This window comes from Flavobacterium xizangense (assembly GCF_054075145.1).
The window spans coordinates 619,585-633,968 of sequence record NZ_JBSIPG010000001.1; the positions used below are offsets into that span (position 1 = coordinate 619,585).

The window sequence follows — 14,384 nt, forward strand, 5'->3', positions numbered from 1 at the left end:
AATGAGCGAATTAGTTTCTATTATTGTACCAACATATAATACTGAAAAGTTCATTCGATTAACCATTGAATCAGTTCAAAATCAAACCTATAAAAACTGGGAAATGATTTTGGCAGATGATGCATCAACGGATAAGACGGTTGCAATTATTGAAGAATTTGCTCAAAAAGACAGTCGAATAAAACTCTTTAAATCACTAGAAAATCGCGGAAATGGTTTTGCCCGAAACAACGCTTTAGAAAAAGCAACAGGAAAATATATTGCCTATTTAGACGCCGATGATTTATGGTTTCCGGAGAAATTAGAAAAACAAATTGAGTTTTTAAAAACGAATAACCAGTACTTTACGTTTAGTTTTTATGATTCAATTGATGAAGAAGGAAATGATTTAAACAGAAGAGTTGAATCACCAAATCCGTTGACTTATAACGAATTATTTTTCTGCAACTATGTAGGTAATTTGACAGCAATTTATGATGCAGATTATTTTGGAAAAATCATTCTGGAAACGTCGCAAAAACGTCAGGATTGGAGAATTTGGTTAACGATTTTAAAACAAATTAAAATAGCCAAACCAGTTCCAGAACCTTTAGCGTTTTACAGAATTAGAAAAGATTCTGTTTCTTCTTCAAAATTCAAATTGATTAAACACAACTTTGGTGTTTACAAGGAATTCCACGGATATAATCTTGTTTATTCTGTTTTATTGATGATTAGGTTTTTGTTTACTCAATTGATAATTAAACCAAAGTATATTAAGAATGTTTAATGTTTTTTTAAGGTCGCAAATTGCGACCTTAAAGAATTATATTCATTTTCAGTAAGTTGAAACATGAAATCAATCGGAAAACGCGATAAATTTCTTTTTTACCTGCTCATTTAATCTTTTAGTTTCAACTTCATAAAGAGAAGCTAAATCATAGTCAAGCATCACCTTTTGACCACGGATAAAGAATATTTTATTAGAAATTGTTTCTTCAGAAAGTAAAGATTGATCTTCCATAAGTTTTTAATTGAGAAAACAAATGTAAGATTTTATTTATATTTATAAATAAGATTTGAACTGTTTTAGTTTCCCACGATTGGTTCTTTCTAAAACAGTTTTTCTTGTAAAACTGAAGTTTAAATTGGGTTCTAAATACAAATCGATCGCTTCTTTTATTTTTTGAATTTGTTCTGAAACTAATTCTTTTTCAGCGACATATTCAATTTCAAAAGTATCCAATTTGATTTGTTTGATGATAAATTCTTTTACGTTTCCATCGTCTTCAATGATGCTTTTGGTTACATAATAGAACGTCAAACCTGGCGATTTTTTTCCGCTTGGGAGAATTGCAACGTCGTTGGTTCTTCCAATTAATTTTTTAAGAATTGGTTTTTGCGGAGTGCTTTTTTCATCCAGAATTCCAATGTCGCCAATTTCATATCTGATAAATGGATTTGCTTTATTGAAAAGCGAAGTAATCACAATTTTACCTTCTTTTCCGTAAGGAAGGACTTTATTATTTTCATCTAAAATCTCGACAAAAAGCGTCTCCGAATTTACCTGCCATTCTCCTTGCGGATTTTCGAAAGCAATTAAATCTAATTCAGATGCGCCGTATTCACTAATAATCGGAATGCCGAATTGTTTTTCAAGTAGTTTTTTATCTGTTTCAAAAAGCATTTCCGAAGTAACAAAACAAGCTTTTAGAGTTGGACAAATTTCTTTTAAAATGATATTTTTCTGTTCTAAAAATTTAGCAAACAAAACAATCGAACTCGTATATCCGTTGATGTAATCGAATTTTTTCGTTTTGAATTTCTTCAGAAATTTTTCAAGAATTTCATCAGATAAATCAAAAACAGGAAATCGAAAACGATGCGTTAAAAAATCTTTGAAACGTTCTTTTTGGTATCCAATAAAATCCATCGGAATTCCGTAAAAACGTGCCTGATAGGAATGATTAAAATTAATCCCAAACCAGCCAAAACGCATACTATTTGATGCCCAGGTTAAGGCATGCGAATATTTATCTTTAGCAAAAACAAAAGGAGTTCCACTTGATCCAGAGGTCTTGTTGAGGTAAACGTCTTTTTTAGAATAACTTTTTGAAAGCCTTTCTTCGAGAGGTTTTTGAAGATTTTGCTTGTTTAAAATTGGAAGATTTTCCCAATTTTCAGCAGTTGCATTTCCGGCCAATTCTTTGTAAAAAGAGTTGTTGTTAATATGAAAATCAACAATTTCTGCTTTTTTGTTTTCAAGAAAAACCACATATTCTTCTTCGGAAAAATGAACAATTTTGCCCAATTCGGCTTTGGCTTTCTTTATAGGAAAACCATTTAATTTGAGCGAAAGATCAAAAAGGCGAATCATTTTTCAGAATAATTTTCGTCAAAAATAGCGTTTACGAATTACTAACCGAGCAGAACCAACAATTTTTTGAAGATTTAATTATTTTTTACGTGCAAAAGCAAGTATTTTTGCACCACAACTAAATACAACAACACCATGACAATTTTATTATTGGGATCAGGCGGAAGAGAGCATGCATTTGCGTGGAAAATGACTCAGAGTCCGCTTTGCGAAAAACTTTTTGTAGTACCTGGAAATGCAGGAACTGCTGCAATTGCAGAAAATGTAGCAATATCTGCGACAGATTTTGAAGCCGTAAAAGCTTTAGTACTTAAAGAAAATATAAGCTTAGTAGTCGTAGGACCTGAAGATCCGTTGGTAAAAGGTATTTACGATTATTTTAAAAACGACGAAAGTTTAAAACATATTCCAGTTATTGGGCCATCAAAATTGGGAGCACAATTAGAAGGAAGTAAGGAATTTGCAAAAGAATTCTTGATGAAACATAACATTCCAACAGCAGCTTATGATAGTTTCACAGTTGAAACAGTTGAAAAAGGATGTGAGTTTTTAGAAACTTTACAGCCACCATACGTTTTAAAAGCAGACGGTTTAGCAGCAGGGAAAGGTGTTTTGATTATTCAGGATCTTGAAGAAGCAAAAACGGAATTAAGAAACATGCTGGTTCATGCAAAATTCGGAACAGCAAGTGCAAAAGTTGTTATCGAGGAATTTTTGGACGGAATCGAATTAAGCTGTTTCGTTTTGACTGACGGAAAAAACTATAAAATTCTTCCAACTGCAAAAGATTATAAACGTATTGGTGAAGGCGATACAGGTTTAAACACAGGCGGAATGGGAGCGGTTTCTCCAGTTCCTTACGTAGATGCTGTTTTGATGGAAAAAATCGAAACTCGTATTGTAAAGCCAACAATTGAAGGTTTCCAAAAAGATGGAATCGAATATAAAGGATTTGTGTTCATCGGTTTAATCAATGTGAAAAACGAACCAATTGTTATTGAATACAATGTGAGAATGGGAGATCCTGAAACTGAAGTTGTGGTTCCAAGATTGAAATCAGATTTAGTTGAATTGTTTTTATCTGTCGCAGATCAAAAATTGGGAGACTTTAATTTAGAAGTTGATCCAAGAAGCGCAACAACTGTAATGGTTGTTTCTGGAGGATATCCTGAGGATTTCGAAAAAGGAAAAGTAATTTCTGGATTAGAAAATGTTACTGATTCGATAGTTTTTCATGCAGGAACAAAATTAGATGGCGAAAATGTCGTTACTAATGGAGGACGTGTAATTGCTGTGACTTCTTATGGAGACAATTTCCAGGAGGCCATAAAAAAATCTTACCAAAACATAGATAAACTAAGCTTTGATAAGATGTATTTTAGGAAAGATATCGGCTTCGATTTAATTTAAAAAATAAATTCACCAGCCCTTTTTAATTAAAGGGTTTGGTTTATTATTTTAAAAATGAATGAGCTGTCGTATCTTGGTTTTCTGTACCAGCGTCATCAAAAATGCGTAATTGTTTAATCCAATAAACGATTGCACATGAACAGATGATCATGAAAATCCAGTTAATAGTGTTTGCACCAAACCATGTAATTAATTCCAATCGACGTAAAAAGTCAAGAGGAGCAAACAAAATGTTAACGAATAAGTATTGTATTCCTTCAAAAAAAGCTGTCATAATTTTTTAAAATTATATGTTATTTATTGTTGTGTAATGCTTTGAAGATAAAATTTAATTAATCAAATCTTTTTTCAACTTGTTCGGTTTTTCATTTTAAACAAGTATTATCTTTACAATCACAAAAGTATAAAATATCCTTATGATAACAAGTGTTTTTAAAAAATCTACACCATTAAATTATTCTTTGGTCGTAATTTTAATACTGGTTTTCTTTTTTCTGTTTCAAATTCAGGATCCGTCTTGGATTACTAATTATTTTTTGGGATTCCAAAAAGTAAGTTTGCTGTGCTTTGTTTTAGCTTCTTTTTTCCTGATTAATTTTATTGCAAAAAAGAACGGACTCAGCAAAGACAACGGATACGCGATTTTTTTCTACTTGTTGTTTATCTTATTTTTTCCGACGATATTTAACGATTCGAATGTTATTTATGCCAATTTTTTTCTGCTTCTGGCACTTCGAAGATTAATTTCGTTGCAGTCTTTAAAAGCTTCTAAAGAAAAAATATTTGATGCTTCTTTTTGGATTTTAATAGCATCCTTATTTCAATTTTGGTGTATTCTTTTCCTGATTTTAGTTTTTATATCCATTATTTTTCACGTCTCTCGCGATTATAGAAACTGGGTTTTGCCTTTTGTGGCATTTTTAGCAGTTTCAATAATCTTTTTAATGGTATCACTTTTATTCCATTTTGATGCCGTTGCATTTGTTGAAAAAAGAGCTGTAATCGATTTAAGTATCGACTATTTTAAAAACAATTACGAAAATGGAGCATTGTCAATTTATGTTGCGGTAGCTTTATTTTTTGTGGTTTCAATGTTGATGACTTTATCAAACAGACCTCAGATTGTACATACTTCGTATAAAAAAATTGTCGCCTGTTTTTTTATAGCCGCTTTTGTTTTTATTCTTTCACCTAACAAAAGCAATGATTTATTGTTGTTTAGCATTACGCCTTTAACCCTTATGGCATCGAGCCATGTAGAATATATGCAGCAAAAATTAAACAACGAAATTGTATTTTATGTGCTTATTTGCTGTAGTTTATTTACCTTTTTCTCTCAGTTGTAATTTGCTTCCATAAGCAAGATCTCCAGCATCCCCAAGTCCGGGAACAATGTAGTTTTTCTCATTTAGTTTCTCATCAAGAGCAGCAACCCATAAATGGCAATTGTCAGGAAGATTTTTTTCTAAGTGTGCAACACCTTCCGGAGCAGCGATAACGACTACAATATGAAACTCGGCAGGAGTGGCATTTTGCATTAGTTTTTCATGAACTGCAACGATTGATTGTCCTGTTGCGAGCATTGGATCAAGTAATAAAACAGTTTTATTGTTGAGGTTTGAAATCGCTTGATATTCAACTAAAATTTCAAATTCATCATCATTATTTGGATGAAACCTGCAGGCCGAAACGAAGCTGTTTTCGGCATGATCAAAATAATTTAAAAAGCCATTATGGAGGGGTAATCCAGCTCTTAAAATCGGACATAAAACAATATCAGATGCAATTTCGGTTGTTTTTTTAGTGCCTAACGGTGTTTGAATATCAACGTTTTTGTATGGTAAAGTTTTGCTCAGTTCATACGCCATAATTTCGCCAATTCGCTCAATATTTCTTCGAAAACGCATGCTGTCGTTCTGAACATTTACATTTCTGATTTGGCCTAAAAAATGATTCAGTACGCTGTTATTTTCAGATATATAATGAATTTTCATATGTAATTTTTAAAATTATTGATTGTTTCTAAGGCAAAAATGAAAAAATAATAGTTTTTTTCACACTATAAAAGTATAAAAAGTATCTTTGTGTCTCTAATAATTAAAGACATGTTTTCAAAATTAGCATATTCTGTTTTCGAACAAAGTATCAAAGATTATCACCAATTTGATAATGTTGATCAGCCCATTAACAATCCTTATCCAAAGGATAAATTTGAGCATTTATTATATTTAAAAAATTGGATTGATACTGTTCAATGGCATTTTGAGGATATCATTCGTGACCCGCAAATTGACCCAGTTGCAGCATTGACTTTGAAAAGAAGAATCGACGCTTCAAATCAAGAAAGAACGGATATGGTTGAATATATCGACAGCTACTTTTTGCAAAAATACAGTTCTGTAAAAGCTAAAGACGGTGCTAAAATCAATTCTGAAAGTCCTGCTTGGGCCTTTGACAGATTGTCTATTTTGGCTTTAAAAATTTATCATATGCATGAAGAAGCTAATCGTGCAGAGGCTTCACAAGAACATAGAGATAAATGTCAGGAAAAATTAAACATTCTTTTAGAACAAAGAACAGATTTATCTACAGCAATTGAAGAATTATTGACCGATATCGAAAATGGCGATAAATTCATGAAAGTGTACAAACAAATGAAAATGTACAACGACGATGATTTGAATCCTGTTTTATATCAAAATAAAAAATAATTTGGCCGACTTGTCTACCAAAATTAAACACATAGCCGTCATGAGACTATCCGCAATGGGAGATGTCGCCATGACGGTTCCTGTTTTACGTGCTTTTGTAAAACAATATCCAGACGTAAAACTGACAGTTATTTCCCGTCCTTTTTTTAAACCTTTTTTTGAAGGAATCACCAATCTTGAATTTTTTGCTTTTGATGAAAAAGAAAGACATAAAGGTTTTCCTGGGCTTTTGAGATTATTTGGAGATTTGAAAAAATTGCAAATTGATGCTTTTGCAGATCTTCATAATGTTTTAAGATCTAAAGTTGTGAGTTTGCTTTTCGCTTTAAGCGGAAAAAAAAGAGCAACTGTTGATAAAGGCCGAGAAGGAAAGAAAGAATTAACGCGCGCCGAAAATAAGGTTTTCAAACAATTGCCAAGTATGTTTGAAAGACATGCAAAAGTGTTTGAAGAATTAGGTTTTCCTGTAGATTTATCAAATCCAGAGTTTCCTAAAAAAGCCATTTTAAGTGCAGAAATTACTGATTTAGTTGGAGAGAATTATCAAAAATTAATTGGGATTGCGCCTTTTGCACAATATGATTCTAAGGTTTATCCTTTAGATTTAATGAAAGAAGTAATTGCAAAATTGGCAGAAAATAAAGACCAAACCATTTTGCTATTTGGAGGCGGTAAAAAAGAAATCGAAATTTTAGATTCGCTTTCTGAGCCTTTTAAAAATGTAATAAATGTTGCCGGGAAAATTAAATTTCAGCAGGAATTAAAGTTAATCAGCAATCTTGATGTCATGCTTTCAATGGATTCTGGAAATGCACATATTGCTGCAATGTTGGGCGTAAAAGTAATTACACTTTGGGGTGCAACACATCCATATGCTGGATTTTTGCCATTTAATCAGAGTTTGGAAAACGCTTTAACATCAGATAGAAATAAATATCCAAAACTACCAACATCTGTTTATGGAAATAAAATTGTTGAAGGTTATGAAGATGCGATGCGAACGATTTCTCCAAAGAAAATATTTAATGCTATTCAGTCTCAGTTATAGTAGAAGTTCCAATAAATAGAAAATCCAAATTCCAACTTTATAATTGGAATTTGGATTTTTTTATTTTGATAAAGGTTATGGATGTCTTATAAATTCAGAAAAAGATAACCCATTGCTTTCTTTTTCTTTCTGTCAACTACAATTTCAACAAAACGGTTTTCTTGCTCAGTAACAAGTAAAACGTGTTCCAAATTGTTAGTCGAATTTCTATAAACTTTATGAATTAATTCTGATTCTTTAATTTTATTCGATAAAATCTTGGCAGCTTTTAGTTCACTTACATACGGCCAAATATTAAAAAAGTTATCATTTTCGACTGATATTTCTTTCATTTCCTCAAGCATTGAAGGATATTTTTCTTTTGAAAGAAGTTTTGGAGCTTTTCTATTTCTTCTTTTTTTAATTACAAAGTAAACTACAATAAATGATGTTATTACAAAAAGTAGTACAAAAGTCAAACGGAGGTAGTGATGCATTTCCATGATATAGAATTTTTTAAAAACGTGTTGACAATTAGATATAGCCTTAGAAAATCTATCTTTAAGGTAAAGAAGGGTTTATTAGGTTCAAGCGCACTACTAATATAGTAAATTTTCAGGACATTTTCTTAAAAATATTTAAATAAGCATGGTGTTTTTTATGTATTGTTTAAAATCGTTTTTAAATAGGAATCGCTATTTTAAATTCTGATAAAAGAAAGAACGGCAAAAAAAAATCCAAATTCCTGTAGTAAATTGGAATTTGGATTTTTTTTATTGGAATTTTAAATATTTATACGTCGTCGTAATCAATATAAATAGTATCTGATGTTGGGTGCGCCTGGCAAGTTAAAATTAAACCTTCTGCGATTTCACCATCTGTTAAAATTGAATTTTTTGTCATTTCAGCAGTACCAGCAGTCACACGTCCTAAACAGCTGCTGCAAATACCACCCTGGCAAGAATAAGGAGCGTCAACACCTTGTTTTAAAGCAGCGTCAAGAATGGTTTGTTTTTTAGACATTTCGAAAGTAACTTCTTCATCGTCAACTAAAACTGTAATTTTAGTATGACCTTCCTGAGAACCCTGAATTGCATGCTCTTCAGAAGAAGATGTAAAAAGTTCAAACTTAATTGCCGAATCTTTTACATTCTTTTCTTTTAAAATATCTGAAACAGTATTAATCATTTCTTCCGGTCCGCATAAGAAAAACTTGTCAAACTGAAGTTCTTTGTGTTTGTTGTTCAATACAAAATTTACAGCAGATTTGTCAATTCTTCCAAATAAAGCATTTTCGGCTTTAGCCTGACTAAATACATAATGTACGAAAAAACGCCCTACATATTGCAATTGTAAATCATGCAGTTCTTGATGAAAAATAGTTGCTTCAGGAGTTTTGTTTCCGTAAACCAATACAAATGAACTTTTTGGTTCGCTTTTTAAAACTGATTTTATGATAGAAAGAACTGGAGTAATTCCGCTTCCTGCAGCAAACGCCGCGTAATTTTTTTGTCTGTCAGCTTCTGGTTCAAAAGTAAATTTACCTTCAGGATGTCCTACTTCAAGAACATCGCCAGCTTTAAGCTTTGTGTTGGCAAACTGAGAGAAAAGACCATTTTTTACTGCTTTAACTGCAATTCGCAATTCGCCGCTTTCTGGCGCAGAGCAAATAGAATAAGCACGTCTTATTTCTTGATTATCAAGTGTTAATTTTAAATTTATGTATTGTCCGGCTATAAATTTATAGTCTGATTTTAGTTCTTCAGGAACATTAAAAAGTACCGAAACAGCTTCTGCAGTTTCACGTTTTACCTCTTTAATTATAAGTTTTAAGAATGAAGGCATGATTTATTTTTTTTGCAAAAGTAGCAAACACTAAGTAATTGACACTTACTAAAATAATTTTTTTAACTTTTTTTGTAACGTTTTCCTACATTTGGTCTCTTACTGAAAAACTAAAACTGAATAACCATGATTAAAAAGTTTATTTATCTCGAATGGAAAGCCTTTGTAAGATCAGCTTCATTTGGAGCAAATCTGGCCATGAAAATTTTAATTGGGTTTTTGATGGTTTACTTTTCGGTAATTTTTATTGCAATGGGAGTAGGCGCATTTTATGTACTTAAAAAAATGAATTTCGAACCGTTAGTAACCATCAATAAATTCTTGATTTATTATTTTTTGCTTGATCTTGTCGTTCGTTTGTTAATGCAGGCGATTCCGGTTCTTAATATCAAACCATTATTGGTTTTGCCTTTTAACAAACCAACCATTGTTCATTTTTCTTTAGGCAAAACGGCATTGTCTTTTTTCAATTGGGTTCATGCGCTTTTTTTTGTGCCTTTTTCAGTTGTACTTATTATTGAAGGATATGATATTTTAGGAATTCTATTTTGGCTTCTGGCAATTTTCTCATTAATCTATATCAACAATTTTTTAAATATTATTTTAAGCAATATCGATAAATTATTTGTTATTTTTATTGGGGTTGCTTTGGTTTTTGGAGCAGCACAATATTATAAACTGTTTGATATTACCATTTTCACAACTCCTTTTTTTCAGGGACTTTATACCATAAAAGGTTTGTTTTTGATTCCAATTTTGTTATTAGCAGGATTGTATGCATTTACATTTAAATATTTCAAAAACAATTTATATTTAGATGCCGGACTTTCTAAGAAAGAAGACATAGCGACGACTGAAAATCTTTCCTGGCTAAATCAATTTGGAACTTTGGGAACTTTTTTGAAAAATGACATTAAATTGATTAAAAGAAACAAGAGGTCAAAAACGACTATTATCATGAGTTTCTTCTTTTTGTTTTACGGATTGATCTTTTTTGGCAATACACACCAGCCCGCGGTTATGTATATTTTTGCGGGAATATTTGTTTCAGGCGGATTTTTATTTGTCTTTGGACAGTTTGTACCAAGTTGGGACAGTTCGTATTATCAATTGATGATGACACAAAATATTCCGTATCGCGGTTATATTACTTCAAAATGGTGGTTAATTGTTATTGCCACTTTTGTATCGACAATTTTGGCTTCATTTTACCTTTTTTACGGATGGCAGGTTTATTTGACTATTGTGGTTGGCGCCATTTATAATATTGGAGTAAATTCTCATTTGGTTCTTTTGGGAGGAGCATTTACAAAAACCCCAATTGATTTGAGTAACGCTGGCGGTGCTTTTGGAGATAAAAAAGCATTTAATGTAAATGCAATGTTATTGACTTTGCCAAAATTATTATTGCCTTTGGGACTTTATGGAATCGGACTTTATCTCGGAGATAAAACACTTGGGTTAATGCTGGTTGCAGGAGCCGGAGTTTTAGGATTTGTATTTAGAAATAAAGTCTTTTCAATAATTGAAAAAAGATACAAAGTCGAAAAATACAGTACAATAAGTGCCTATAAACAAAAGAGTTAATTAGAGAATTTGCCAATTTGATAATGAGATAATTAATCTAAAATCTAAAATTATTATGATACAAGTAAATCAACTTTCAAAAAAATATAACAATACTACAGTTTTAAATATCAATAATCTTGAAATTCCAAAAGGTCAAAGTTTTGGACTTGTGGGAAATAATGGTGCAGGAAAAACCACTTTTTTCAGTCTACTTTTGGATCTTATTCAGCCTTCAACTGGAAATATAAAAAGCAATGATATTCAGGTCAATACTAGTGAAAACTGGAAATCTTTTACGGGTTCATTTTTAGACGAAAGTTTCCTTATTGGCTATTTGACACCAGAGGAATATTTTTATTTTATTGGTGATTTGCGTCATCAGAATAAAGCGGATATCGATGCACTTTTGAAAAAACATGAAGAATTTTTCAATGGAGAAATTTTAAACAACAAAAAATACCTTCGCGATTTATCAAAAGGAAATCAGAAAAAAGTAGGCATTATTGCAACACTTATTGGAAATCCAGAAGTTGTAATTTTAGACGAACCTTTTGCAAATTTAGATCCAACTACAGTCAGTCGTTTGAAGAAAATTATTAAAGAATTAGCTGAAGATCCGAATGTTACCGTTTTGGTTTCAAGCCATGATTTGCAACACACTGTTGAAGTTTGTGACCGAATTGTTGCCCTTAATAAAGGTGAAATTGTAAAAGATATTCAAACCTCAGAAGAAACCTTACAAGAACTCGAATCGTTTTTTGCAGTTTAAGTTTCTATATTTCAAAAAGAAGCGTATTTTTACAAGTCATATACTAAAAGTGCTTTTTATAAGTTTATGCTTTAAAAATTAGTTCTATTGAAAAAGAATACTCTTAAATATTGTTTTTTTATTGCTTTTTTATTCTTTTTGATAGCCTGTTCTACCAAGAATAATACTTTCGTGAACAGAAATTCGCACGCTCTAAGTACAAAATATAACATTTTGTATAATGGAGGAATTGGTCTTGATAAAGGATTAAAATCAATTCAGAACAATAATCAGGATAATTTTTGGAAAATACTTCCAATTGAAAAAATGCAGTTTGATGAAAATTTTTCGGAAGGAGAAAAAACAAAGAATCCCGATTTTGAACTAGCAGAAACGAAAGCGACAAAAGCCATTCAGAAACACTCCATGAATATTGGAGGAAGAGAAAAAAATTATCAGATTGATGAAGCGTATCTAATGCTGGGGAAAGCAAGATATTATGATCAGCGTTTTATTCCTGCATTAGAAGCTTTCAATTATATTCTTTACAAATATCCAAACAGCAGTAATATTTATACGGCAAAAATTTGGCGTGAAAAAACAAATATGCGTCTCGGAAACGATGCTATTGTTATTAAAAACATCAATCTTTTATTAAAGAAAACAGATTTAGACAAACAGACTTTTTCCGATGCAAATGCATTATTGGCCGAAGCTTTTTTAAATACAGAAGAAAAAGACAGCGCTGTTGCCAAATTGAAAATCGCAGAAAATTTTACCAGAATAAACGAAGACAGAGCGCGTTACCGTTTTATTCTTGGACAATTATATCAGGAAGCCGGAAAAAGAGATAGTGCCATTTACTTTTATAACGGTGTGATCGATATGAACCGAAAAGCAGACCGTAAATACATGATGCATGCTTATGCGAAGAAAGCACAGATGTTCGATTATGAAAAAGACGATCATAATTTGTTTGTTGAAGCCTATAATAAATTAGTTGAAGATCGAGAAAACAGACCATATTATGACATTCTTTTTTATGAAATGGGTGTTTTTTTCGATAAAAATAATGAGCAAAAAGAGGCATTGGAATTCTATAACCATTCATTGGCCAGAAAATCTAAAGATCCTTATTTAGTTGCCTCTACCTATCGAAACATTGGAAATATGTATTTTAGAAATACAGATTATACAATGGCGGCTAAATACTATGATAGTACTTTGGTAAAATTAAACCCAAAAACGAGAGAGTTTGCCTTAATTGAAAAAAACAGAAAAAATCTTGATAACGTAATTAAATACGAAGGAATTGCAAAACGCAACGACAGTATTATCAAGGTTTACAATTTACCAGCCGAAGAACGAAAAACATACTTTGAAATTTACATCGCAGAACTTAAAAAGAATGACGATGCTAAAAGATTGGCTGAAGAAAAAGAAAAAGAAAAATTGGCAAACGTTCAGCGTAATAACGATGCAAATACTATTTCTTCGGCAATCAATCCACAACAACCTAATAAAACAGATTTGGTTTCGGGAGCATTTAATCCGCCATCTGGAAATGATGTTTCAAGCACTTTTTATTTTTATAACCCAACAACGGTTGCCTATGGAAAACTGCAATTTAGAAAACAGTGGGGAAATCGTGTTATAGGCGGAAATTGGAGATTAGCTTCATCAAAATCAATTGTTAATACGGCTTTAAAAGATTCACTAACTATCAATCAGGATTCTATAAATGCCTTGCAGCAGGCAATTCCGGAAAAATATACGACGGCATTTTATGAAAATCAAATTCCGACAAGTCCGACAGTTATGGACAGTATCGGAAAAGAACGAAACTTTGCGTATTATCAATTGGGGCTTATTTATAAAGAAAAGTTCAAAGAATACAAATTAGCCAGCGATAAGCTTGAGCAATTATTGCAAAATAATCCGGAAGAAAAACTGATTTTACCATCGATGTATAATTTGTATAAAATTTATCAAATCACAAATCCGGCAAGGGCAGAAAGAATAAAGTCTGATATAATAGGTAATTATCCAACTTCAAGATATGCACAGATTTTAAATAACGTAAATTCAGATGATTTAGTTTCTGCCGACAAAGAATATAAAAAATGGTTTAAATTATATGAAGAGGAGCAGTTTATAGAGGTTTTAAATAACATCGATAATCTGATCAATCAATATGCTGGTGAAGATATTGTTTCTAAATTTGAATTGCTGAAAGCAAATACTTTAGGAAAAGTAGAAGGTTTGGCCGCTTATAAAAAAGGATTGGAAACAGTTGCAGATAATTATCCAAATAGTGAAGAAGGAAAAAGTGCCAGAGAGATTTTGGAAAAGCAAATTCCGGATTTAGAAAAACTCGATTTCACGGCAGTTGACGGTAAAAATTGGAAAATTTTATATCCAGTTTCTAATAATGATGCTAAAACGGTTAAAAAAATTGAGGAGGCAATTAAAGTATACATGTTGGTTGAAAATTACGAAAGACTAACAACTTCATTTGACAAATACAATAAAACCGAAAGTTTTGTAGTTATTCATGGTTTAAAATCAGAGGCATATGCCAAAGATGTTTCAGGAGTTTTGAGAGAGGATAAAAAATATAAAATCTCGAATATGCCAATTATTATTTCAAGTGATAATTATAAGGTAGTTCAAATCAAAAAAAATCTTGAAACGTATTTAGCCCCAAAAACCCCATAA

Annotated in this window: 15 protein-coding genes; 8 read left to right on the forward strand and 7 right to left on the reverse strand. The window is 31.5% G+C overall.

All coding sequences use genetic code 11. From position 1 onward, the window contains the following. The first annotated feature begins 1 nt into the window (after position 1). On the forward strand, positions 2–769 hold the full coding sequence (locus tag ACWA1B_RS02570) for a glycosyltransferase family 2 protein (RefSeq protein WP_456904338.1): 768 nt from the start codon (positions 2–4) through the stop codon (positions 767–769). Here ACWA1B_RS02570 and ACWA1B_RS02575 read toward each other — a convergent pair. The 3 genes from ACWA1B_RS02575 to ACWA1B_RS02585 are packed head-to-tail and all read right to left on the reverse strand — an operon-like array spanning position 766 to position 2,356. Further along, positions 766–834: an ORF6N domain-containing protein gene (locus ACWA1B_RS02575; RefSeq protein WP_456904854.1), complete on the reverse strand. Its 69-nt coding sequence runs from the start codon at positions 832–834 to the stop codon at positions 766–768. The genes ACWA1B_RS02570 and ACWA1B_RS02575 overlap by 4 nt on opposite strands. Positions 835–838: 4 nt before the next feature. Further along, positions 839–1,003 carry an ORF6N domain-containing protein gene (locus tag ACWA1B_RS02580; protein ID WP_456904339.1) on the reverse strand — a complete coding sequence of 55 codons (165 nt, stop codon included), beginning with the start codon at positions 1,001–1,003 and terminating at the stop codon, positions 839–841. A 42-nt stretch (positions 1,004–1,045) separates the two neighbouring features. After that, positions 1,046–2,356: a phenylacetate--CoA ligase family protein gene (locus ACWA1B_RS02585; RefSeq protein ID WP_456904340.1), complete on the reverse strand. Its 1,311-nt coding sequence runs from the start codon at positions 2,354–2,356 to the stop codon at positions 1,046–1,048. Between the two features lie 135 nt (positions 2,357–2,491). Between ACWA1B_RS02585 and purD the strand changes: the two genes are divergently transcribed. Then, complete coding sequence (purD, locus tag ACWA1B_RS02590) at positions 2,492–3,766, forward strand: phosphoribosylamine--glycine ligase (protein WP_456904341.1); 1,275 nt, start codon at positions 2,492–2,494, stop codon at positions 3,764–3,766. A 43-nt stretch (positions 3,767–3,809) separates the two neighbouring features. On the opposite strand, the gene ACWA1B_RS02595 is transcribed toward purD, so the two are convergent. Next, positions 3,810–4,040: a DUF6341 family protein gene (locus ACWA1B_RS02595; protein ID WP_031453858.1), complete on the reverse strand. Its 231-nt coding sequence runs from the start codon at positions 4,038–4,040 to the stop codon at positions 3,810–3,812. A gap of 142 nt (positions 4,041–4,182) precedes the next feature. Between ACWA1B_RS02595 and ACWA1B_RS02600 the strand changes: the two genes are divergently transcribed. Then, on the forward strand, positions 4,183–5,112 hold the full coding sequence (locus ACWA1B_RS02600) for a DUF6427 family protein (RefSeq protein ID WP_456904342.1): 930 nt from the start codon (positions 4,183–4,185) through the stop codon (positions 5,110–5,112). Here the strand turns inward: ACWA1B_RS02600 and upp are convergent. Next, positions 5,086–5,760, reverse strand: a complete 675-nt coding sequence (gene upp / locus ACWA1B_RS02605; protein WP_456904343.1) for a uracil phosphoribosyltransferase — start codon at positions 5,758–5,760, stop codon at positions 5,086–5,088. The genes ACWA1B_RS02600 and upp overlap by 27 nt on opposite strands. Before the next feature lie 111 nt (positions 5,761–5,871). Between upp and ACWA1B_RS02610 the strand changes: the two genes are divergently transcribed. Together ACWA1B_RS02610 and ACWA1B_RS02615 are read left to right on the forward strand one after the other, a co-directional pair. Beyond that, the gene (locus ACWA1B_RS02610) at positions 5,872–6,477 is read left to right on the forward strand and encodes a DUF4254 domain-containing protein (protein WP_456904344.1); all 606 of its coding nucleotides are present in this window, start codon (positions 5,872–5,874) and stop codon (positions 6,475–6,477) included. A gap of 40 nt (positions 6,478–6,517) precedes the next feature. After that, positions 6,518–7,525, forward strand: a complete 1,008-nt coding sequence (locus ACWA1B_RS02615) for a glycosyltransferase family 9 protein (RefSeq protein WP_456904345.1) — start codon at positions 6,518–6,520, stop codon at positions 7,523–7,525. A gap of 86 nt (positions 7,526–7,611) precedes the next feature. Here the strand turns inward: ACWA1B_RS02615 and ACWA1B_RS02620 are convergent, their stop codons facing one another. Both ACWA1B_RS02620 and ACWA1B_RS02625 read right to left on the reverse strand, forming a co-directional pair. After that, positions 7,612–8,007 (reverse strand): hypothetical protein, encoded by a 396-nt coding sequence (locus ACWA1B_RS02620; protein WP_456904346.1) that lies wholly within the window; start codon positions 8,005–8,007, stop codon positions 7,612–7,614. Between the two features lie 289 nt (positions 8,008–8,296). Beyond that, the gene (locus tag ACWA1B_RS02625; protein WP_456904347.1) at positions 8,297–9,349 is read right to left on the reverse strand and encodes a 2Fe-2S iron-sulfur cluster-binding protein; all 1,053 of its coding nucleotides are present in this window, start codon (positions 9,347–9,349) and stop codon (positions 8,297–8,299) included. Positions 9,350–9,475: 126 nt separating this feature from the next. Between ACWA1B_RS02625 and ACWA1B_RS02630 the strand changes: the two genes are divergently transcribed. The 3 genes from ACWA1B_RS02630 to porW all read left to right on the forward strand — a co-directional run bounded on the left by ACWA1B_RS02630 (position 9,476) and on the right by porW (position 14,384). After that, on the forward strand, positions 9,476–10,936 hold the full coding sequence (locus ACWA1B_RS02630; RefSeq protein ID WP_456904348.1) for a DUF5687 family protein: 1,461 nt from the start codon (positions 9,476–9,478) through the stop codon (positions 10,934–10,936). Positions 10,937–10,991: 55 nt separating this feature from the next. Further along, positions 10,992–11,687, forward strand: coding sequence for an ABC transporter ATP-binding protein (locus ACWA1B_RS02635; protein WP_456904349.1), 696 nt, complete (start codon positions 10,992–10,994; stop codon positions 11,685–11,687). An 87-nt stretch (positions 11,688–11,774) separates the two neighbouring features. Further along, entirely contained in the window at positions 11,775–14,384 is a 2,610-nt protein-coding gene (porW, locus tag ACWA1B_RS02640; RefSeq protein ID WP_456904350.1) for a type IX secretion system periplasmic lipoprotein PorW/SprE, read from the forward strand.